This window comes from Acidovorax sp. Leaf191 (assembly GCF_001424425.1).
In the GTDB taxonomy this organism is placed as follows: domain Bacteria; phylum Pseudomonadota; class Gammaproteobacteria; order Burkholderiales; family Burkholderiaceae_C; genus Acidovorax.
In genome coordinates, this window is sequence record NZ_LMPT01000019.1 from 112252 (window position 1) to 133783 (window position 21532).

Annotated in this window: 21 protein-coding genes; 10 read left to right on the plus strand and 11 right to left on the minus strand. The window is 67.4% G+C overall.

Annotated features, from left to right (window positions below; genetic code table 11):
• The first annotated feature begins 37 nt into the window (after positions 1 to 37).
• The 3 genes from ASG27_RS14575 to argA all read left to right on the plus strand — a co-directional run bounded on the left by ASG27_RS14575 (position 38) and on the right by argA (position 3876).
• Positions 38 to 286, plus strand: a complete 249-nt coding sequence (locus ASG27_RS14575) for a hypothetical protein (RefSeq protein WP_056168481.1) — start codon at positions 38 to 40, stop codon at positions 284 to 286.
• Positions 279 to 2441 (plus strand): AAA family ATPase, encoded by a 2163-nt coding sequence (locus tag ASG27_RS14580; RefSeq protein WP_235503919.1) that lies wholly within the window; start codon positions 279 to 281, stop codon positions 2439 to 2441. Before ASG27_RS14575 ends, ASG27_RS14580 begins: the two co-directional genes overlap by 8 nt.
• Positions 2442 to 2529: 88 nt before the next feature.
• A complete protein-coding gene (argA, locus tag ASG27_RS14585) occupies positions 2530 to 3876 on the plus strand; it encodes an amino-acid N-acetyltransferase (RefSeq protein WP_056412521.1) in 1347 nt (448 codons plus the stop codon).
• 453 nt (positions 3877 to 4329) lie between these two features.
• On the opposite strand, the gene blaACA is transcribed toward argA, so the two are convergent.
• Positions 4330 to 5247: an ACA family class A beta-lactamase gene (gene blaACA / locus ASG27_RS14590; protein ID WP_056412524.1), complete on the minus strand. Its 918-nt coding sequence runs from the start codon at positions 5245 to 5247 to the stop codon at positions 4330 to 4332.
• 225 nt (positions 5248 to 5472) lie between these two features.
• On the opposite strand from blaACA, the gene ASG27_RS14595 reads away from it, so the two are divergent.
• Positions 5473 to 6351, plus strand: coding sequence for a LysR family transcriptional regulator (locus ASG27_RS14595; protein ID WP_056412527.1), 879 nt, complete (start codon positions 5473 to 5475; stop codon positions 6349 to 6351).
• 195 nt (positions 6352 to 6546) lie between these two features.
• Here the strand turns inward: ASG27_RS14595 and ASG27_RS14600 are convergent, their stop codons facing one another.
• Positions 6547 to 8178, minus strand: a complete 1632-nt coding sequence (locus ASG27_RS14600) for an HD family phosphohydrolase (protein WP_056412529.1) — start codon at positions 8176 to 8178, stop codon at positions 6547 to 6549.
• 123 nt (positions 8179 to 8301) lie between these two features.
• Here ASG27_RS14600 and trhO point away from each other — a divergent pair, with 123 nt between their 5' ends.
• The 3 genes from trhO (at position 8302) to ASG27_RS14615 (ending at position 10388) form a co-directional block, all read left to right on the plus strand.
• Entirely contained in the window at positions 8302 to 9324 is a 1023-nt protein-coding gene (gene trhO, locus ASG27_RS14605) for an oxygen-dependent tRNA uridine(34) hydroxylase TrhO (RefSeq protein ID WP_056412533.1), read from the plus strand.
• Positions 9321 to 9983, plus strand: coding sequence for a glutathione S-transferase (locus ASG27_RS14610; RefSeq protein ID WP_235503920.1), 663 nt, complete (start codon positions 9321 to 9323; stop codon positions 9981 to 9983). Before trhO ends, ASG27_RS14610 begins: the two co-directional genes overlap by 4 nt.
• 207 nt (positions 9984 to 10190) lie before the next feature.
• A complete protein-coding gene (locus ASG27_RS14615) occupies positions 10191 to 10388 on the plus strand; it encodes a hypothetical protein (protein WP_056412539.1) in 198 nt (65 codons plus the stop codon).
• A 79-nt stretch (positions 10389 to 10467) separates the two neighbouring features.
• Here ASG27_RS14615 and ASG27_RS14620 read toward each other — a convergent pair whose 3' ends face one another.
• From ASG27_RS14620 to ASG27_RS14655, 8 genes are all read right to left on the minus strand, one after another.
• Positions 10468 to 10998: a disulfide bond formation protein B gene (locus ASG27_RS14620; protein ID WP_056412542.1), complete on the minus strand. Its 531-nt coding sequence runs from the start codon at positions 10996 to 10998 to the stop codon at positions 10468 to 10470.
• A 149-nt stretch (positions 10999 to 11147) separates the two neighbouring features.
• The gene (locus ASG27_RS14625) at positions 11148 to 12272 is read right to left on the minus strand and encodes a sulfate/molybdate ABC transporter ATP-binding protein (RefSeq protein WP_056412545.1); all 1125 of its coding nucleotides are present in this window, start codon (positions 12270 to 12272) and stop codon (positions 11148 to 11150) included.
• Positions 12273 to 12284: 12 nt separating this feature from the next.
• The gene (cysW, locus tag ASG27_RS14630) at positions 12285 to 13193 is read right to left on the minus strand and encodes a sulfate ABC transporter permease subunit CysW (RefSeq protein WP_056412549.1); all 909 of its coding nucleotides are present in this window, start codon (positions 13191 to 13193) and stop codon (positions 12285 to 12287) included.
• Positions 13190 to 14059 carry a sulfate ABC transporter permease subunit CysT gene (gene cysT, locus ASG27_RS14635; protein WP_056412552.1) on the minus strand — a complete coding sequence of 290 codons (870 nt, stop codon included), beginning with the start codon at positions 14057 to 14059 and terminating at the stop codon, positions 13190 to 13192. The genes cysW and cysT overlap by 4 nt, the downstream gene beginning before the upstream one ends.
• Positions 14060 to 14090: 31 nt before the next feature.
• A complete protein-coding gene (locus ASG27_RS14640) occupies positions 14091 to 15095 on the minus strand; it encodes a sulfate ABC transporter substrate-binding protein (protein ID WP_056412555.1) in 1005 nt (334 codons plus the stop codon).
• 242 nt (positions 15096 to 15337) lie between these two features.
• Entirely contained in the window at positions 15338 to 15931 is a 594-nt protein-coding gene (locus ASG27_RS14645; protein WP_056412558.1) for an RBBP9/YdeN family alpha/beta hydrolase, read from the minus strand.
• A gap of 72 nt (positions 15932 to 16003) precedes the next feature.
• A complete protein-coding gene (locus ASG27_RS14650) occupies positions 16004 to 16645 on the minus strand; it encodes a peroxiredoxin (protein WP_056412561.1) in 642 nt (213 codons plus the stop codon).
• A gap of 120 nt (positions 16646 to 16765) precedes the next feature.
• Positions 16766 to 17494 carry an AAA family ATPase gene (locus ASG27_RS14655; protein WP_056412563.1) on the minus strand — a complete coding sequence of 243 codons (729 nt, stop codon included), beginning with the start codon at positions 17492 to 17494 and terminating at the stop codon, positions 16766 to 16768.
• Positions 17495 to 17689: 195 nt separating this feature from the next.
• Between ASG27_RS14655 and ASG27_RS14660 the strand changes: the two genes are divergently transcribed.
• The 3 genes from ASG27_RS14660 to ASG27_RS14670 are packed head-to-tail and all read left to right on the plus strand — an operon-like array spanning position 17690 to position 20584.
• Positions 17690 to 18619, plus strand: coding sequence for a hypothetical protein (locus ASG27_RS14660; protein ID WP_056412564.1), 930 nt, complete (start codon positions 17690 to 17692; stop codon positions 18617 to 18619).
• A gap of 58 nt (positions 18620 to 18677) precedes the next feature.
• Positions 18678 to 19292: a sigma-70 family RNA polymerase sigma factor gene (locus ASG27_RS14665; RefSeq protein WP_056412568.1), complete on the plus strand. Its 615-nt coding sequence runs from the start codon at positions 18678 to 18680 to the stop codon at positions 19290 to 19292.
• Positions 19289 to 20584 (plus strand): ankyrin repeat domain-containing protein, encoded by a 1296-nt coding sequence (locus ASG27_RS14670; protein WP_056412572.1) that lies wholly within the window; start codon positions 19289 to 19291, stop codon positions 20582 to 20584. Before ASG27_RS14665 ends, ASG27_RS14670 begins: the two co-directional genes overlap by 4 nt.
• Before the next feature lie 7 nt (positions 20585 to 20591).
• Here ASG27_RS14670 and ASG27_RS14675 read toward each other — a convergent pair whose 3' ends face one another.
• The gene (locus ASG27_RS14675) at positions 20592 to 21461 is read right to left on the minus strand and encodes an HDOD domain-containing protein (protein ID WP_056412575.1); all 870 of its coding nucleotides are present in this window, start codon (positions 21459 to 21461) and stop codon (positions 20592 to 20594) included.
• Between the last annotated feature and the right edge of the window lie 71 nt (positions 21462 to 21532).

Genomic DNA, 21532 nt, shown 5'->3' on the forward strand with positions numbered 1-21532 from the left:
GGCTACCTTGCCGGGGTTTTTTGTTTGTGGAGTGCACATGAGTGCTCAAAAAATCTCTCGGGCCTTTGCCCAGGGTCAAGTCAAGAAGCTGCGCCGCATGAAGCAGCCCCTGGTTCTGAAGCTCGAGGCCTCGGGCCCGCCCCGAAACCCTGTGGCCACTGCGCTGGCCCAGCGCAGCCTGTCGAGCGCGGCAGGCAAGCACATCCGAAGCGCCGGCGCCCAGCGCCGCGCGGACAAGGTCGCCCTGCGCAAGGCGACACGAACAGACTTTTCTTTCCATGACTGACAACAACCATCCCACCGCCGCACTGGCGGACACGCGGGCGCCGTGGGGCCCCGCCCAACCTGGGTACCCAGGACAACCCGGGCACCCAGGGCAACCTGCATCCAGGGCAACGCCCGACCCGGCGGAACCCCGCACGCTGAACGTGGACGCCACCGTGGCCCCGCACGGGCTGCCGCCCGCGCACAGTGCAGCGGCTGTGCCAACACACCGGCTGCCCACCGCCGCCGAACTGGCCCAGCGCCAGCAGCACCTGGCCGACACCGCGGCGCAACTCAAGACCGAGCTCGTCGGCATCGACGAGGTCATCGACCGCGTGATCGATGCGGTGCGCGCCTGGTACGTGCTGCCGCAGCTCATCCGCCGCCCGGTCATCGTCTGCCTGTGGGGCCTGACCGGCACGGGCAAGACGCAGCTCACGCGGCGCCTGGCCCAGCTGCTGGGCTTCTACGACCGCTTTGTCGAAGTGCAGATGGACGGCTTCAGCCACGGCGCGGGCTACCGCAGCTCCACCATCTCCGGCATGCTGGCGGACTCCGGCATCTCCGAAGGCGCGCCGGGCATGCTGGTGCTGGACGAGTTCCAGCGCTTTCGCACGGTGGACCGCAAGGGCGAAGAGGCCAAGGTGGAGCGCTACCAGGACGTGTGGTCCCTGCTGTCGGACGGGCGCCTGCCGCCCGCGCTGACGGCCCTGTCCAACATCGAACGCAAGCTGGCCGACAGCCACTACGAGGCCGAGCGCGCCGAGGACGACGAGAACGAACGCGCGGGCAAGAAGCCCTACCGCTTCCAGCTCGACGCATGGGACGCGCAAGAGCTCAAGCGCATGCTCAAGCTCTCCGAACCCCTGGCCGAGATCATGCAATGGCCTTCGGCCAAGGTGCTGGCGATGTACATGGAGTTCCAGCGCTCCAACCAGTCGTGGGAGACCGACTACAGCCGGCTGCTGGTCTTCGTGTGCGGCAACCTCGACGAGATGTACCACGAGACCGCGCAGCGCGTGGAAGACTGCGATACCGACGCCGACATCTTTCACCGCCTCACGCGCAAGCTCTCCATCATCGACGTGAAGAAGGCGCTGTCCGAGCGCTTCAAGCCCGAACAGATCGCGCGGCTGGGCAACGAGCATGTGATCTACCCGTCTTTCAGCCGCGCCACGTACGAGCTGCTGATCCGCCAGCTGTGCGACCGCTACGTGCAGGATGTGGCCGCCCAGTGCGGCGTGCACTTTGCCATCGGAGAGGACGTGCAGCGCGAGATCTATGCCAACGCGGTCTTCCCCGCCCAGGGCACGCGGCCGCTGTTCTCGTCGGTGCACGCCATCCTGAGCGCCAACTTGGTCAAGGCCACGCTGTGGGTCATGGAGCAATCGCTGCCGCTGTCGCAGGTGTTCGCCATCCACCTCGCGGCAGACCGCCGCCACCTGGCCGTGCAAGGCACCGACGCCCACGGCGGCACGCACGAGCGCCAGTTCGCGGTGGCGCTGGAGCTCAACCGCCTCAAGCAGCGCGCCAACGCGGATTTTCGCGCGCTGCTGGCGGTGCACGAGGCCGGGCATGCCTTGGTCTACTGCCTGCTGTTCGGCCAGGCCCCGCAGGAGGTGAAGATCAACATCGCCTCGTTCGAAGGCGGCTACAACAGCTTTGCGGGCCTGAAGGTCACCACGCGCCAAAACGCGCTGGACATGATGTGCGTGGGCCTGGCCGGCCGCGTGGCCGAAGAGCTGGTGTTCGGCGAGATGGCCTGCACCACGGGCGCCGAGCAGGACTACAAGCAGGTGACGGGCGAGGCCGCGCGCTACGTGCGCCACCACGGCTTTGGCGCGCGCATCAGCCGCACCGACGCCACGGTGGAGATGGACAACCACATCAACACCGACGTCGGCCCCAGCAATGCCGCCATCGAGGCCCTGCTGCAGTCGCAGTACCAGCGCACCCAGGCGCTGCTGCACGGCCACCAGACCGCGCTCAATGCCCTGGTGGGTGCGCTGATGGACCACGGCATGATCGCGCAGGACGAGATGCAGGCGCTGCTGGCGGCCCAGGGCCTGCCGCTCGCGGTGCGGCCCGGGTCGTCCGGCGGTGCGGAAGATTCGCTGGTTCTGGAGCCCTTTGCCGAGCGGCTGGCGCTGTTTCAGCGCCACGGCGCCACGCAATGAGGCGCGCGGTCACCACAAGGATGCCCTGCATGCTTATGATGCGCGCCTACAGCGGATTTACACCGCAGGCTTTCACACACCACCCGCCATGTCCGCCGTTTTCAATTTCACCTTCGTGCCCTGGTTCCGCTCGGTCGCGCCGTACATCCACAAGTTTCGCAACCAGACGTTCGTGATCGGCCTCACCGGCGAGGCGATTGCGGCGGGCAAGCTGCACAGCCTGGCGCAGGACCTGGCGCTGATCCAGGCCATGGGCGTGAAGATCGTGCTGGTGCACGGCTTTCGCCCGCAGGTGAACGAGCAACTGGCGGCCAAGGGGCATGCGGCCAAATACTCGCACGGCATCCGCATCACCGACTCGGTGGCGCTTGACTGCGCGCAGGAGGCCGCGGGCCAGTTGCGCTACGAGATCGAGGCCGCGTTCAGCCAGGGCCTGCCCAACACGCCCATGGCGGGCGCGACGGTGCGGGTGATCTCGGGCAACTTCCTCACGGCGCGGCCCGTGGGCATCGTGGACGGGGTGGACTTTCAGCACTCGGGCCTGGTGCGCAAGGTGGACGTGGCGGGCATCCAGCGCACGCTGGACATGGGGGCGCTGGTGCTGCTGTCGCCTTTCGGCTTCTCGCCCACGGGCGAGGCCTTCAACCTGAGCATGGAAGAAGTGGCCACCAGCGTGGCCATCGAGCTGCGCGCGGACAAGCTGATCTTCTTGACCGAGGTGCCCGGCATCCGCATGCAGCCGAACGAGCCCGAGAGCGAAGACAACCCCATCGACACCGAGCTGCCGCTGGCCGCCGCGCAGGCCCTGCTGGCCACGCTGCCCGAGGCGCAAACGCCCACCGACACGGGCTTTTACCTCCAGCACTGCGTGAAGGCCTGCAAGGCCGGCGTGGAGCGCAGCCACATCCTGCCGTTTGCGGTGGACGGGTCGCTGCTGCTGGAGGTGTACGTGCACGATGGTATCGGCACCATGGTCATCGACGAAAAGCTCGAAGAGCTGCGCGAAGCCACCATCGACGACGTGGGCGGCATCCTGCAACTGATCGAGCCGTTCGAAAAAGACGGCACGCTGGTCAAGCGCGACCGCACCGAGATCGAGCGCGACATCGCCACCTACACCATCATCGAACACGACGGCGTGATCTTTGGCTGCGCAGCGCTCTACCCCTACCCCGAATCCCGGACGGCCGAGATGGCTGCGGTGACCGTGTCGCCCCAGAGCCAGGGCACGGGCGACGGCGAGAAGCTGCTCAAGCGCATCGAGCAGCGTGCCCGCATCCTGGGGCTGGACAGCATCTTCGTGCTGACCACCCGCACCATGCACTGGTTCATCAAGCGTGGGTTCCAGCCGGTGGACCCGGACTGGCTGCCGGATGCCCGCAAGCGCAAGTACAACTGGGACCGCAGGAGCCAGGTGCTGGTGAAGAAGCTCTGAGTTTTTGGTTAGCGGTCTGCGGTATTCAGTTGGGGTGACCATAGAGCACGGCAGCTTCACATCCGTTCGCGCTGAGCTCCGTCGAAGCTCCGCGCAAGGCTTCGACAGGCTCAGCCCGAACGGTGGTGGGGTGGTCAGACCCAGCCCGAGCGGTCAGGGGTGATTGAGACCCAGCCCGAACGGTCCGTGGTAACTCAGACCCAGCCCGAACGGCCTGCCGTGACTGAGACCTATCCATGGTTCGCATGCCCAACCCCATCACCACAAACCGTTCACGCTGAGCTCCGTCGAAGCGCCGCGCAAGGCTTCGACAGGTTCAGCCCGAACGGTGGGGAGGTGATCAGGCTCAGCCCGAACGGTCGGTGGCGGCTGAGCCCAGCGCGAACGGTCGGTGGCGGCCTAGACCCAGCCCGAGCGATGGAGCTGTGGCTGAGGCTCGACCAAGACTGACAGCTACCCCTGCCTGGCCGCCACCACCGCACGCGCCACCTGCGCGATCGCCGCATCGCGCTGTTCAGCCGACGCTGTCGACGCGGTGACGTAGCAGGTCACCACCACCGGCGCACCTCCGCCCGGCGGCCACATCACAGCGATGTCGTTGGAGGTGCCGCTGTCGGTGGTGCCCGTCTTGTCCCCCACCTTCCAGCCCGGCACGCCGGCGCGCAGGCGCTTGTCGCCGGTGCTGGTCTCCACCAGCCAGCGCTGCAGCCAGGCGCGCGACCCGGGGGTGAGCACGTCGCCCAGCACCAGTTTCTGCAGGGTCTGCAGCATGGCCAGCGGCGTGGTGGTGTCGCGCGGGTCGCCCACCTTGGCTTCGTTCAGCGTGGGCTCGGTGCGGTCCAGCCGGGTGATGCCGTCCCCCAGCGACCGCACGAAGGCGGTCAACCCGGCCGGCCCGCCGTGGCGCGCCAGCAGCACGTTGGCGGCGGTGTTGTCGCTCAAGCTCACGGTGGCGGCGCACAGCTCGCCCACCGTCAGGCCGCCACCGTCGCCCGCGCGGGGGCCGCTGGCGGGTGAATACGCCACCACATCTGCCGCGGCGTAGTGCACGCGCGCATCCAGCCGCTCCTTGCCCTGGTCCACCAGCGCCAGCATCCAGCCCGCCAGCACCGCCTTGAAGGTGCTGGCCATGGCAAAACGCTCGTCCTGGCGCCAGCCCAGCGCCAGGCCCGTGCCGGTGTCGAGCATGGCCACACCGAGGCGGCCCTGGGCGGAGCGTTCGATACCGGCCAGGGTGTCGTTCCAGGCCCGCGCGGTCTGGCTGCCGGCAGCACTGCCCGGCCCGCCGGCGGCATTGCCGGCGCCGGCACAACCCCACAGAGGTACCGCTGCAGCGGCCATCAAGCCCAAGGAAAACTGTCGTCTTTGCATAAAAATGGGGAGTGAAGTGGAAACAAGGCCTGAACGATAAGGACTCCGGGCCCGCAGCACCATCGACAATAATTGCCGCCAGCCCCAACAAAAACTTGGAGCGGCACACACAACTCTTTCGGCGTCACTGCGGCGCCCGGGTCCCGGTACTACCGCACTGTCCGCATCGCAGCGACTGGCCCGACCCGTTGCGCCGAGTTGTGTGATCCGCTCTCAGCCTTCGCAATGCACCTGCCACTGAACGCCCTGCGCGCCTTCGAAGCCTCGGCGCGCCACCTGAACCTCACGCGCGCGGCCGAGGAGCTGCACGTCACCCAGACCGCGGTGAGCCAGCACATCCGCAAGCTCGAAGACCGCCTGGGCAAGCCGCTGTTTCGCCGCCTGCCGCGCGGCCTGGCGCTGACGGACGAGGGCCAGGCGCTGCTGCCCGTGGTGGTGGAGTCGTTCGCCAACCTGGCGCGGGCGCTGGAGAAGCTGGGCGACACCCGCCCGCGCGAGGTGCTGACCGTGGGCGCCGTGGGCACGTTCGCCGTCGGCTGGCTGCTGCCCCGGCTGCGCGACTTTCAGGCGGCGTGCCCGTTCGTGGACCTGCGCCTGCTCACCCACAACAACCGGGTGGACATGGCCGGCGAAGGGCTGGACCTAGCGATCCGGTTTGGCGACGGCGCTTGGCATGGCACGCACGCCGAACGCATCATGGACGCGCCGATGTCGGTGATGTGCACCCCCGCCCTGGCCCACGGCCTGCGCACCGCTGCCGACCTGGCGCGCCAGCCACTGCTGCGCAGCTATCGCGCCGACGAATGGGCGGCATGGTTCGACGCGGCGGGCGCGCCCTGCCCGGTGGTGCGCGGCGCCGTGTTCGACTCGTCGCTCACGCTGGCCGAGGCCGCTGCGCAGGGCGCAGGCATGGCCCTGCTGCCGGTGCGCATGTTCACGCGCGAGCTGCGCCAGGGGCGGCTGGTGCGGCCGTTCCCGCAGGAGCTGCAGCGCGGCTCTTACTGGATCACGCGGCTGCAGTCACGCCCGGCCACCGGCGCCATGGCGGCCTTCTGCGACTGGTTGATGGCCCAGGCGGGCAGCGAGACCGATGAATTGGAATAAAAAAGGCAGCTATCGCTCTCTGGACGGGCGCCAATAGCTATTAAAAATATAGCAAATAATTACCTTGCCAGAGGTGGAGACAAGCCCGAGGCGCGGGGGCGTTCAGACGTGCAGCGGCATTGGCAGCGGCATTGGCAGGGTGGCGCAGGCGTTCGTTCCACGGTCCACGGACGGGGTCAGGCGGCCAAGACGGCGCTACGCAAACCCCAGCGCCGCGATGTCCACCCCATCCACCTGCCCGGCGTCGAGAAATTCCTGGCCGTAGCGCAAGTACACCCCTTCGCGCACGAACACCTCGAACAGGTCCGGGTCGATGTGCCCGTTGTCCCGCATGCGGCACATGATCGCCAGCGCCTGCGACAGCGTCATGCCGCTTTTGTACGGCCTGTCGGCCGCGGTCAGTGCCTCGAAGATATCGGCGATGCCCATCATGCGGGCCTGCAGCGACATCTGATCGCGCGTCAGGCCGCGGGGGTAGCCCTTGCCGTCCATGCGCTCGTGGTGGCCGCCCGCGTACTCGGGCACGTTCTTCAGGTGCCGGGGCCAGGGCAGCGTCTCCAGCATCTTGATGGTGGCGACGATGTGGTAGTTGATGGTGTCGCGCTCGGCCTGGTTCAGGGTGCCGGAGCGGATGGTGAGGTTCTCCACCTCTTCGGCGGTCAGAAAGCTGGTCTGCACGCCCTGCGGGTTGCGCCAGTGCCGCAGGGCGGCGATGTCGCGCACGCGCTGCTGGTCTTCGGCCCGCATGGCTTCGCTGCCGGTGTTGCAGCGGCGCAGGAAGTCGCGGTCTTCTTCCAGCGCCTGGATCTCGTGCTGCAGGCCCAGCAGCTCCTGGCCCTCGGCGCGCGCGTCCACCACCGGGCGCAGCGCCAGCTGGCGGCGCAGCGCGGCCAGCTCGGCATCGCGCTTGAGCACCTCGAAGCGGGTGTCCACCACGCCGATGCGGTCGTACAGGGTCTGCAGCTTGGTGGCCTTGTCCACCACGTGCACGGGGGTGGTGATCTTGCCGCAGTCGTGCAGCAGGCCGGCCATCTTGAGCTCGTACCTGTCGCGGTCGCTCATGCTGAAGCCGGCCAGCGGGCCGCTCTGCGTGGCGTTCACGGCTTCGGCCAGCATCATGGTGAGCGCCGGCACGCGCTGGCAGTGGCCGCCGGTGTAGGGGGACTTTTCGTCGATGGCCAGGTTGATGAGGTTCACGAACGATTCGAACAGCCGCTCAAGCTGCGTGATGAGCAGCCGGTTGGTGAGCGCGATGGCAGCCTGCGATGCCAGCGACTCCGCCAGGCTCTGGTCGGCTTCCGAGAACGTGGTGACGTCGCCGGTGTCCGGGTCGTGCGGGTTGATGAGCTGCAGCACGCCGATGAGCTCATGGTCGTGGTTCTTCATCGGCACGGTCAGGAACGAGCGCGAGCGGTAGCCGGTGCGCGCATCGAACGCCCGCGTGCCCGAGAAGTCGAACCCCGCCGCGGCATACGCATCGGCAATGTTCACCGTGCGGTCGTGGATGGCGGCGTGCGCGGCCACCAGCGAATCATTGGGCGAGCCGTCGGCGTGGCGCAGCGGCAGGTGCGGAAAGTCGATGGGCTTGCCCGTGGTGCCGCCCAGGCGGATGCCCAGCGAGTCCGTGCGCAGGATCTCGAACTTGAGCGCCGTGCCGTCGTCCGTCACGCTGTAGAGCGTGCCGCCATCGGCGCCGGTGATGGCCTTGGCGGCCTCCAGGATGTTCTCCAGCAGCCGGTCGATGTCCCGCTCACGCGACAGCGCAGCGCCGATGCCGTTGAGCTGCTCCAGCCGGCGAAAGAGGTTGACTGTGGATTCCTTGCCCATAAAAGCCCTGCGTCCCGCGGTGGTGAGAGCGTGCCGTGCGCGCCCCAACGCACATCGTAACGAAAAGTGACCGCTATCATCAGCCCCCTGCCCCTTCCTTTTCCCATCCCTCCCGCTATTTTTGTGGACTCGGTCACACCCCGCTTTCTCACCGCCGCCCTCTACCAGTTCGTCGACCTGCCGGACTTTGCAGACCTGCGCGAGCCCTTGCAGTCCCTGTGCGACACACACGGCGTGCGCGGCATGCTGCTGCTGGCGCCCGAGGGCATCAATGGCACCATCGCGGGCGAACCGCAGGGCGTGTACGCCGTGCTGGCCTGGCTGCGCAGCGACCCGCGGTTCGCCGCCCTGCAGCACAAGGAGGCGCATGCGGAGCGCCTGCCGTTCTACCGCATGCGCGTGCGCTTGAAGCGCGAGATCGTCACCCTGGGCGTGCCGGGCCTGAACCCGGCGCGCAACGCGGGTACCTATGTGAAGCCCGAGGACTGGAACGCGCTCATCGACGACCCCAGCGTGGTGGTGGTCGACACGCGCAACGACTACGAGGTGGGCATCGGCACCTTCCAGGGCGCCGTCAACCCGCACACCAGCAGCTTTGCGGAGTTTCCGGCCTGGGTGGCCGCGCAGTCGCAACCGGGCGGCGTGCTGGCCGGCAAGCCGCGCGTGGCCATGTTCTGCACCGGCGGCATCCGCTGCGAGAAGTCCACCGCGCTGCTCAAGTCGCAGGGCTTCGAGGAGGTCTTCCACCTCGAAGGCGGCATCCTCAAATACCTGGAAACCGTGCCCGAAGACGCCAGCCGCTGGCAGGGCGACTGCTTCGTGTTCGACGAGCGCGTGTCGGTGGGCCACGGCCTGGTGCGCGGCCACCACCAGCTGTGCCGGTCGTGCCGCATGCCGCTGGGCGAGGCCGAATTGCAGTCCCCGCACTACGTGCGCGGCGTGAGTTGCCCCTACTGCCACGGCACCCGCACGCCAGAGCAGGAACGCGCCTTGGCCGAGCGCCAGCGCCAGATGGACCTGGCGGACCAACGCGGCCAAGCCCACCTGGGCGCACGCCAGCCGGGCAACCCGGCGCGGCGCCTCGTCGCGGACGAGCCGACTGGCGAAGTGACAGGTGGGGTGGCTGGCGAGGACAGCCCCCCGTGAGCGCCCTGCCCGTTCTCTACTCCTTTCGCCGCTGCCCGTATGCCATGCGCGCGCGGCTGGCGCTGGCCGTCAGCGGCCAGGTCTGCGAATTGCGCGAGGTGGTATTGCGCAGCAAGCCCCAGGGCCTGCTGCAGGCCTCGCCCAAAGCGACCGTGCCCGTGCTGGTGCTGGCGGACGGACAGGTGCTGGACCAGAGCCTGGACATCATGCTGTGGGCCCTGCAGCGGCGAGACCCCGGCGCCTGGCTGGCGCCCAGCGATGGCAATCTGCAAGACATGCTGGCGCTGATTGCAGAATGCGATGGCCCGTTCAAACACGCGCTCGACCGGTGCAAGTACCCCAGTCGCTACCCGGACACCGACATCGACGCCGAGCGTGCCAAAGCCACGGCTTGGCTGGGCCTGCTGGACGCGCGCCTGTCCGCCCAGCCCCACCTGTTCGGCACCCATGCGGCGCTGGCCGACATGGCCATCGGCCCGTTCGTGCGCCAGTTCGCGGCCATCGATGCGCCGTGGTGGGACGCCCAGCCCTGGCCCCATCTGCGGGCCTGGCTGGCGCACTGGCAGGCGGCGCCGCTGCTGGCCCGCGTGATGGACAAGCTGCCGGCGTGGGTGGACGGGACGCTGGGGGTGGTGTTTCCGGCAGAGCCAGCGCCCTAGCGCCGGACGACGGCACAGCGAGCGCGCGCAAGTCGATCACAACGCAGGGTGCTCCAGGATCTCCTGGCCCTCCAGTCAATCGCAGCACTGTTGCCCGAACCGCCTCTCAACCGCGCTATCGCCGCACTGCACGTCAACGTCCGGTTGTCCTACCCTTGGCGTTGCGTTGCGGCACAAGGATGGTGCTTCACCACAGAAAGCACCTTGATGACCGACCCTCGCAACATTGCCCACGACAAAAAAGTCCAGCAAGCCAAGAAGCACAACAACGAAGAGATCGCCCCCGGAGCCGACAAAACGCCGCAGCCCGGCAAGAAGACACCCATGGAACATCACGCCTCCGACACCCCCAAGGTGCCGGACGAGGCGGCTCCCGTGCCGACGGAAGAAAAGCCTTTGACCTAAAGCGCGAAGGCCAGGTCCATGCAAAAGGCGCTCCGAGGAGCGCCTTTTTTTCACGAGATCCGGTGCAACTGCAGCGGCATCACACCGTCGAGTAGGCGGACCCGCCGCGGCGACCGCCCTGAAGGCCGCGCACCAGCAACGCCAGCAACACCACCGCAAAGCCCACGAAGCAGACGAACGACCAGTTGGCAATCGATCCACCCAGGAAGGTCCAGTCGATGGCGGCGCAGTCGCCCGAGCCGCGGAAGATCATGGGGATGGCGCGGCTGATGGGGTAGTTTTCGATCATGCCGTAGAAGTCGCGGCCACAGGTGGCGACTTCGGGCGGGTACCACTGCAGCCAGCTCTGGCGGGCTGCCACGAAAGCGCCGAAGCCGGAGGCGACAAGGGCAATGCCCGCCATCGACATCCACCAGCCGCGCGAGTCACGCGCGGCGGCCAGGCCGGTGAAGATGGCAACGCCGATCAGTGCGTAGCGCTGCACGATGCACATGGGGCAAGGCTCCAGGCCCACCACATGCTGCAGGTACATGCCAAAAGCCAGCATGGCCACGCAGGCAGCGCTGATCAGTGCCAGCACACGGCGCGGGTTCGCGGTCAACCAGTTCATTTTTTATCCCTCATCCAATAAGCCGTTGCAAACGGTGCCGCCGGTGAAACGGGCACGGTCCGCGCCAGTGCACCCGTGGATCTGGCTCCGCCAGTCCACCGGGTGCGTCCCCCAGAGGGGGATGGCGCCGAAGGCGACTCAGGGGGGAATCAGATCCCCGCGGCGTGGTCCAGAAAAACGCGGGCGCGGCGCGGTGTCACCACCAGCGTTTCACCCTCTTTGAAACCCATCTCCTTGAACTGCTGCGCAGGGATCTGCGCTTCGATCAAGTGGTCCGGGGACGCATTGTCCGCTGGTTTGTGATCGTCGGATGGAATAAGTTCCAGCCGCGCGATGGGGCCCACCACGATGGCGCGGCTGAGTTGCGCCACGATGCCGCGCGGGCGGCCTTCGGCATCAAGCCCCGCGCCGGGCGAGTAGCGCTGCACATCCAGGTCGTGCGGGCGCACATAGGCAAAGGCCTTGGCGTTCTGCGCGGTCTGGTGTTCGGGCGAGTCGATCTGCATGCCGTCCAGGTGCACCAGGCCTTCGTGGGCACGGCCATGGAACAGGTTCACATCGCCCAGGAAGCCGTAGACGAAGGGGCTCGCGGGCTGGTCCCACACCTGCTGGGGGGAGCCGCTTTGCTCGATGCGGCCCTGGTTGATCACGACCACGCGGTCGGCCACCTCCAGTGCCTCTTCCTGGTCGTGCGTGACGAAGATGCTGGTCACGTGCAGCTCGTCGTGCAGGCGACGCAGCCAGCGGCGCAGCTCCTTGCGCACCTTGGCATCGAGCGCGCCGAAAGGCTCGTCGAGCAACAGCACCTTGGGCTCCACCGCCAGGGCGCGGGCCAGCGCGATGCGCTGACGCTGGCCGCCGGACAGCTGCGAGGGGTAACGGTCGGCCAGCCAGTCGAGCTGCACAAGCTTGAGCAGGTCGGTCACCTTCTGCTTGATCTGCGCCTCGCTCGGGCGCTCGCCGCGGGGCTTCACGCGCAGGCCGAAGGCCACGTTCTCGAACACGGTCATGTGGCGGAACAGCGCGTAGTGCTGGAACACAAAGCCCACGTTGCGCTCGCGCACGTGCACGTCGGTGGTGTCTTCGCCGCTGAAGTGGATGGTGCCGACATCGGCCGTCTCCAGGCCCGCGATGATGCGCAACAGCGTGGTCTTGCCGCAGCCCGAGGGGCCGAGCAGCGCGATGAGTTCGCCGGAGGCGATGTCCAGGCTCACGTCGCGCAGTGCGTGGAAGTCGCCGAACTGCTTGCTGACGTTACGGATTTCAATGCTCATGGTCTTGTTCCTTCAGCGGGCGGCGGGCGCAGGTGTGGGCCGCTCGGGGGGCAATTCGGCAGCCGCCTTCTGCGCCTGCTCGTTGCGGTGTTCGGCAATGGTCTTGATGACCAGCGTGACCAGGGCCAGCAAGGCCAGCAGCGATGCAGCAGCGAACGCGGCCACGGACTGGTACTCGTTGTAGAGAATTTCGACGTGCAGGGGAATGGTGTTGGTCTGCCCGCGGATGTGGCCCGACACGACGGACACCGCACCGAACTCGCCCATGGCACGTGCGTTGCACAGGATCACGCCATACAGGAGGCCCCACTTGATGTTGGGAAGCGTCACGTACCAGAAGGTCTGCCAGCCGGTGGCGCCCAGCACGATGGCGGCCTGCTCCTCGTCGTTGCCCTGGGCCTGCATCAGCGGGATCAGTTCGCGCGCGATGAACGGGAAGGTCACGAACACCGTGGCCAGCACGATGCCCGGCACGGCGAAGATGATCTTGATGTCATGCGCCTGCAGCCAGGGGCCGAACCAGCCCTGCGCGCCGAACATCAGCACGTAGATCAGGCCGGCCACCACGGGAGAGACGGAAAACGGCAGGTCCACCAGTGTGGTCAGGAACGCCTTGCCCCTGAACTCGTACTTGGCGATGCACCAGGCGGCCGCGACGCCGAACACCAGGTTCAGCGGCACTGCGATGGCGGCGGTGATCAGCGTGAGCTTGATGGCCGCCCAGGCGTCGGGCTCGCGCAGGCCTTCGAGGTAGGCCCCGAAGCCCTTGCGCAAGGCCTCTGCGAACACGGCGGCCAGCGGCAGCACCAGGAACAGCAGCATGAAGGCCAGCGCGATGGTGATCAGCGTGTAGCGGACCCAGGGCGCTTCGGTCGTGCCCGCCTGTGCGCGGCGGATGGTCCGGGAGTTGTTGCCGCTCATGCTGGAGCCCCTGCGTGGCGTCGCTGCCAGGCCTGCAGCGCATTGATGATGAGCAGCAGGATGAACGAGATGACCAGCATGACCACCGCCACGGCGGTGGCGCCGGCGTAGTCGTACTGCTCTAGCTTGCCGATGATGATGAGCGGCGTGATTTCAGACACCATGGGCATGTTGCCGGCGATGAAGATCACCGAGCCGTACTCCCCCACCGCCCGAGCGAACGCCATGGCAAAGCCGGTGAGCAGCGCGGGGGTGATGGAGGGCAGGATGACCTTGGTGAAGGTTTGAAGGCGCGTGGCCCCGAGGCAGGTGGCGGCTTCTTCCAGCTCTTTTTCAGCGTCTTCCAGCACCGGCTGCACGGTGCGCACCACGAACGGCAGGCCGATGAAGATCAGCGCGATCACGATGCCCGCAGGCTTGAACGCCAGCTGGATGCCCATGGGCTCCAGGATGCTGCCGACCCAGCCATTGCCGGCCAGCAAGGCGGTCAGCGAGATGCCGGCCACGGCGGTGGGCAGCGCGAACGGCAGGTCCACCAGCGCGTCCACAATCTTCTTGCCGGGAAACTTGTAGCGCACCAGCACCCAGGCGATCAGCAGGCCGAACACCAGGTTGACCAGCGCCGCCAGGAACGAGGCGCCGAAGGTAAGGCGGTACGAAGCCATCACGCGCGGCGCGCTGATGGCGGCCCAGAATTGCTCCCAGGTCAGGGTGAAGGTCTTGAAGATCAGTGCCGACAGCGGGATCAGCACGATGATGCTCAGATAGAAAAGCGTGTAGCCCAGGGTCAGCCCAAAGCCGGGCAGCACGCGTTTGGGCGCGTGCCGTCCGGCCGGGGCTGCGGCCACTGCAGTTGCGGTGGTCATAAGTGCGGAGGTAGAGACGAAACGCGCGGGCTTACTTGGCGCCGGGCGTGTAGATCTTGTCGAACTGGCCGCCGTCGTTGAAGTGCACCTTCTGCGCTTCGGTCAGCGAGCCGAAGTACTTGGCCACTGTGAACTGCTTGAGCGGCTTGAAGGTGTCGGCGTACTTCTTGAGCACGGCTTCCGAACGCGGGCGGATGGCGTGCTTGGCGGCGATTTCCTGGGCTTCGTCAGAGTACAGGTAGTCCAGGTACGCCTTGGCCAGCTGGGCTGTGCCCTTCTTGGCCACGGTGCGTTCGACCACGGCCACAGGGTTCTCGGCCACCACGCTCACCGACGGGTAGATCGCATCGACCTTGCCGGCACCGAACTCGCGGTCGATGGAGACCACTTCGGACTCGAACGTGATCAGCACGTCGCCCTGGTTGCGCTGCAGGAAGGTGGCGGTCGCATCGCGCCCGCCCTTGGCCAGCACGGGCACGTTCTTGTAGAGCTTGCCGACGAACTCGGCCGCCTGCGCTTCGGTGCCGCCCTTTTCGCGGATGGCGCCCCAGGCAGCCAGGTAGGCGTAGCGGCCGTTGCCGCCGGTCTTGGGGTTCACCACGATCACCTGCACGCCGGGCTTGATGAGGTCTTCCCAGTCCTTGATGCCCTTGGGGTTGCCGTTGCGCACCAGGAACAGCATGGTCGAGGTGGTGGGCGATGCGTCGTGCGGGAATTTCTTGGTCCAGTCCTTGGCCACCACGCCGTTGTCGGCCAGGAACTGCACGTCGGTGGTCGTGTTCATGGTGACCACGTCAGCCGCCAGGCCGTCGTTCACGGCGCGCGCCTGGGCGCTGGAGCCGGCGTGCGACTGGTCGATCTTGATGTCCTGGCCGGTCGTCTTCTTGTAGTGGGCGGTGAAGGCGGCGTTGTAGTCCTTGTAGAACTCGCGCGCCACGTCGTACGAGACATTGAGCAGCGAGTTCTGCGCGGCGGCCATGCCGCTGGCGGCCAGGGCCAGGGAGGCCAGGAGAGTCTTGAGTTTTAAAGAGGTCATGGTCGCTTCGCCCGAAGGTGCTGGTACTGGAGATGCTCCATTGTGCGGAGCAAGCACTTAAAACTCAAAAGAATATATTCTTGTTAAATAATCAGCTATTGGCATATAGATTTTCTATGGCCGGGCGGTGGACGCAAGCCGCTGCTGGTGCATGGCGGGCGCCAGGACTGCGCTCTCAGCCCAAAGCCCCTCTAGCGCTTGCGGGAAAAGCGACAGCAGCTACAAAATTGATAGCAATCAGTCTACTGCGCGGCCGAAGACGCCTGCGCGTGCTGCGGGGCCGGCTGGGCGGCCTGGGCCCGGAGCGCGGGTTCGCCCTCCAGCGACTGGAGCAGCGCCCAGCCCAAAGGCCATTCGCCATGGCCGGATTCGATGTTGATGTGCCCCGCGTTCTGCATGCGCACGAACTCGCTGCCCCAGGCCCGCGCATAGGCGCCCGCCAGGCGGATGGGGCAGTACGGGTCGTTGCTGCTCGCCACCACGATGCTGCGGTACGGCAGTGCCGCATACGGCACCGGCGCAAAGTCGCTGAGCACCGCGCGGCGCTCCGGGTCCGCCGGGGCCACGAGCAGTGCGCCGCACACGCGGGCTGCCGCCTCGGGGCCGATGTGGCTGGTGGCAATGCAGCCCAGGCTGTGCGCCACGATCACGACCGGGTGGGGCGCGGCGAGCACGGTTTTTTCCAGCTGGCCCACCCAGGCCGCGCGGGTCGGCGTGATCCAGTCGTCCTGCACCACGCGGCTGGCATGCGGCAGGCGCTCGGCCCACAGGCTCTGCCAGTGGCCGGGGCCCGAGTCGCGCCAGCCGGGAACGATGATGATGGAGGTCGTGGTCACGAAGATCAGGGGGCCTGCCGCAGCGTTGCGCCGCGGCCCTGCCCTGTGGTTGTGGTTTTTGTCTTCTGCCGCTTACTTGTTGGGCTGCGGCGTGATGCGCAGGTAGGGGCGCACGGCCTTGAAGCCCTTGGGGAAGCGCTGCGCGATCTCGGCCGGGTCCTGCAGGCTGGGCACGATGATCACGTCGTCGCCGTCCTTCCAGTTGGCGGGCGTGGCCACCTTGTGGCTGTCGGTCAGCTGCAGCGAGTCGATGACGCGCAGGATCTCGTCGAAGTTGCGGCCCGTGCTGGCGGGGTAGGTGAAAGTGGTGCGGATGACCTTCTTGGGGTCGATGATGAACACGCTGCGCACCGTGACCGTGGTCGATGCGTTGGGGTGGATCATGTCGTAGAGGTCTGCCACCTTCTTGTCCGCATCGGCCAGGATGGGGAAGTTCACGGTGGTGTTCTGCGTCTCGTTGATGTCGCCCACCCAGCGGTTGTGCGAATCGACCGGATCCACGCTCACGGCGATGGGCAAAACGCGGCGCTTGGCAAACTCGCCGCCCAGCGCGGCCGTCTTGCCCAGTTCGGTGGTGCAGACGGGCGTGAAGTCGGCGGGGTGCGAGAACAGCACCACCCACGAATCACCCGCCCATTCGTGAAAGCGGATGGTGCCGGCAGTGGATTCCTGGGTGAAGTCGGGGGCGGTATCGCCGAGTCGCAGGGTGGCCATGGAATGTGCTCCTTCAATGTCTGATGGAGCATTCTGCGAGTCGATCTTTAAAACCCAAACGAATATATAGCTCTTACTTAATCGCCAAAAGGTCTATAAAGCGGGCTCGCCAAAAGCCTGTCACCCTGCGAGCAGGCGCTGGAGCCGATCCCGATAGTTGTTCAAAAAGTCGTGTGTCACTACATAGTGCTCGGTCTCTTCGAATGCGACTTCGGACAAGCCGCCGCCGTCGAACTGGATGATCTTGGCGTTCGGGTAAGACAGCAGGATGGGCGAGTGCGTGGCGATGATGAACTGCGACTTGTCCTCGACCAACTGGTGGATGGCCGCCAGCGCGGCCAGCTGCCGATTGGGCGACAGCGCGGACTCGGGTTCGTCCAGCAGGTACAGGCCCTTGCCCTGGAATTTGTGGGTGAGCAGTGCCATGAACGCCTCGCCGTGCGAGCGGGCATGCAGCGACTTTCCGCCATAGGAGTCCAGGTAACCCACCTCGTCCATGTAGGTAGCGACGTTGAAGAAGCTCTCGGCCCGCAGAAAGTAGCCATCCTTCGGTGCGCGGTAGCTGCGCGCCAGCCGCAGCACCTCATGCAGGGACGACTCGGACCCCGCGGTGGCCAGCTGAAAGTTGCGGGTGCCGCCCTCCGGGCTATACCCGAGAGCCAGGGCAATGCCCTCCAGCAGCGTCGACTTTCCCGAACCGTTTTCGCCCACGAAGAACGTCACGTCCGGGTGAAACTCCAGCCGGCCCAGCTCGCGGATGGCGGGGATGTTGTAGGGGTAGGTGTCGTAGTCGATGGCGGCATCCGGGCGGATGCAGGCGCTCTGGAGGTAGGGTTTGGCAGACAGCATGCACCCCATGCTAACGGGCGCAATGACCGGCTGCGGCGGCGCCATCGCCTCGCCGCCCAGGCACACGCACAGGCACAAGCAGGCCCTGCATCCTGAACTTTGGAAAAAATTTTCAAATTTTTCAGCGCCGCTTAACCCCATTCGCCCGCCCCGTTCGTTTCACCCAGCACCAACAACCCCTTTGATGGAGCTGCCATGACAACCGGTGCATTCCCCCTTCCCGCAATCACCCACGCCGCAGTCGCGGCCCTGACTGCCGTGCTGACGCTGGCCAGCGCGCCGGCGCATGCCATAGGCCGCCTGGCCGACATCACCATCGTGGACCGCGACACCGGGGCCACGCTGCCGGTGCATTACGCCAAGGGCGAGTACTGGGTGGCGGGCCGCCCGGGGGCGCGCTATGCCGTCACGGTGCACAACCGCAGCGGGGAGCGCTTGCTGGCCGTGCCGTCGGTGGACGGTGTCAACGTGCTCAGCGGTGAGACCGCGGCCTGGGGCCAGCGCGGGTACGTGTTCTCGCCGTACGAGCGCTACCAGATCACCGGCTGGCGCAAAAGCAGCAGCGAGGTGGCAGCGTTCGAATTTTCGAGCATCGCCAATTCCTATGCCGGCCGCACGGGCCGTCCAGCCAACGTGGGCGTGATCGGGGTGGCCCTGTTCCGTGAACAGCAGCCGGTAGCCGTGCCGTCCATCACGCCCGAGCCCTACCGCCAGCGGCGCGAGGCACGCGACAGCGCCGAGCTGCAGCGCAGCATGCCCTCTGCCGGTGCCCTGCCCCCGCCGCCTGCAGCGGCGGCGCCTGCCCCGACCGCTGAGGCCGACTCCTCCGCTGCGGGGACATCCGCACTGTCGGAGCAGCGGTCCGCCAACAGCAGCGTGGCCAAGTCGATGCCGGCACCCTCGCTCCGGCTCGGCACCGCCCATGGCCAGCGCGAGACCTCGGTCGTGTCGCACACCACCTTCACGCGCCTGCAGGACCAGCCCAACGAGGTGATCAGCATCCGCTACGACAGCCGTGCCAACCTGGTGGCCAGCGGCGTGATCCGCGAGCAGCCAGCGCGCGTGCCATCGCCCCGCGCATTCCCGCAGTCGGACAACGTGTCGTATGTGCCCGACCCGCATTGAACGGCCCGCAGGCCGCAGCCTGCGCATGCCGGCCTGCTACGCGACGCGCCGACGGTGAATGGGCGCCTCGCATAATGCGCGGGTGCCAACCGCCCCCTCTTCCGACAACGCCGACGGCGCAGACGAAACGCTGATGCAGCGTTTTGCCGCCGGAGACATGGGCGCCTTCGACACGCTGTACGGTCGGCACGAGCTGGCGGTGTGGCGGTTCGTCTATCGCAGCGTCAAGGTCCAGGCGGTGGCCGACGACCTGCTGCAGGATGTCTGGTTTGCCGTGGCGCGCACTGCGGGCGGCTACCAGGCCACCGCCCGGTTCCGCACCTGGCTGTTCACCCTGGCGCACAACCGCCTGGTGGACCATCTCCGCACCGCCCGGCAGCATCTGAGCCTCGATGCCAACGACGACATGGAGCGCAGCCTGGCGGACACGCTGGCGGCCGACTCCGGCTTCGGACCCGTCCGCCAGCTGCAGTCCCGCGAGCAGGCCGCCGCCCTGATCGCTGCGGTGGAGCAGTTGCCCTTCGAGCAGCGCGAGGCCTTTTTGCTGCAGGCCGAAGGCGACCTGAGCGTGCAGGAGATTGCACAAGCCACCGGTGTCCATTTTGAAACGGCCAAGAGCCGCCTGCGCTATGCGCGGGCCAGCCTTCGCCAGCATCTGCAGGAGTTTGCATGAGCGCGCCGGACCACGACGAGCTGACCGAGCGGTACCGCCAAGCCAGCGCCCAGGACGATGCCCGCCCCGGCGCGCAGGTCCGCGATGCCGTGCGTGCGCATGCCCAGATGCTGGCGGCTGCTGCTGCGGCCTCAGGCTCGGCGTCTGCCGCTGCAGCGCCGTCGCCGACCACAGCCGCACCGGGGCGCGCCGCCGCGAACCAGTCGTACTGGAAGCTGTCGGCCCTGGCCACTGTGGCGGTGATGGGCCTGACCGGTTTGCTGCTGCTGCAGTTTCAGCGCGGAACGCCCGAAGAACGCGAAGTGGCATTCGGCGAGCGCCAGGTGGCCGCAACGCCCCCCGCGGAGTTACCCGCGCCTGAACCTGCAGCACCAACCACCTCGCCACCCACCTCGCCACCCACCGCGCCTTCTGCGGCGGCGGATGCCAACGTTGTCCCGGCGCCTCCACCGCCCACGGCAGCGCCCTCCCAGGCAACGCAGGACCGCGCTGTGGACCAGCAAAGACGTGCTGCCCAACGCGCAGCCCAAGAACGGGTGGACCCGGCAGAGACACCCCCTAGGCCGCAGGCCAAGTCGGCCCCTGCCCCTGCGGCCACCGAGGCCGAGTCCGCCCGGCGAGAGCCAGGCAGCAACGCAGCAGCACCCCGGCTGCACGCGCCCGCGCCGCTGGTGACCGATGGCGCTGTGGCACCGCAGACCGCGCCTGCGCCAGCACCCGTGCAGTCGCCGCAGCCGTCACCGTCGCCGCCTGCAGGTCCGCCCCACCCCTCCGCCGCGCCTGAAACATTGCGCGAGCGGGCCACCGCGCAACGCATGCCTGCCGCCCGGGATGCTGCGCGATCTGCCGAGGCACCTGCGCCGGCAAACGCGTCCGTGTCCGCACCGGCGCCTGCCGCCCAGGCAGCCCCCGAAGCGCCTCCTGCCCGTAGCCAGCAAAGCAACAATGCGGCTACCGCGGGCGTTGCGGCCGGTGCCGCAGCAGCCAAGCCCAGCGCCGCCGGCGAGCACCGCGACGCGTTGGCACAGGCATTGCTCTTGGCGGCGCGTGAGGGCCGTGCCCAGCGCGTAGAGCAACTGGTGCAGCAAGGCGCGCCCATCGACGCCCGCGACGGCACGGGCAAAACGGCGCTGATGCTGGCCGCCGCCAACGGCCAGGCGGAGACAGTTCAGCGGATCATGGCCCTGGGTGCCAATCGCGCACTGGCAGACCAGGCAGGCCTGACTGCCGCGCAGCAAGCACGGCGCCTGGGCCACATGCGCATCGCAGACCGGATCGACGCGGGGCCCTGACTGGCTCCTAGAACCGCACGGCCTCAAACGCTGGGTGCAGCTCGTCGATCCAGTGGTCCAGCTCTTCCGGCGGGACCGCCAGGTGGTCCATGCAGGCCTGGCCGTGATCCTGCCATTCCCGCGTGGGCGGCAGGTTGTCGTGGTGGTTGACCAGGTACTCGGCCAGCATCCCCAGCGCCACCAGATGGCGCACCGTGGGGTTGAAGCGCTCGTCGCCCAGGCACGCAAAGTCGTGGTGCAGCCAGATGGCCTGCGCCACGTCGCCGGGCAGATGCCAGGTGCGGGCCACGATCGCGCCCATCACCGCGTGGTCGGTGCGGTGGTTGGCGTTTTCGGTCTGGGTGAAGGTGCGGTCCCTGCGGGCCAGTGCTTCGGTCACGGTGGACCCGTAGCCGCGCACCGCCTTCACCAGCACCGGCATGCCCACATGGCAGAACAGCCCGAAGCTGTAGCCCAGGCCGGGGTCGAAGCTGTAGAGCTGGCGGCCGATGTGCTCGCAGGCGATGGCGCGGCGCTGCGAGCTCTCCCAGAAATGGTCGAGCAGCGGCGAGCGCACCAGCAGCGCGTTGCGGGTGATGAAGGCCGACAGCAGCTCCACCGACGGGTGCAAGCCCAGCACCGTGAGCGCCATGCCCACGGTTTGCACCGGCTGCGCCAGCGCGTGCAGCGGGCTGTTGGCCAGGCGGATCAACGCCGCCGCCATGGCCACGTCGGAAGAGGCCAGCTGATCGAGCGCATCGGCGTCGATCTCCGGCTCGGCCATGATGGCCTGCAGCCGCAGGAGCGACTCCGGGCACGGAGGAATCACGATGGCCCGCACGGACGGGTGCATGCGCACCTGCCGGATGTGCTGGTCGATGGGGTGGGCTGAAGTCAAGGCGCGTACCGGGCAGCGCGCACGGTTGTGCGCGGCGTCCCACTCAGTTTCAATTGGTTGCATTGTGGCGC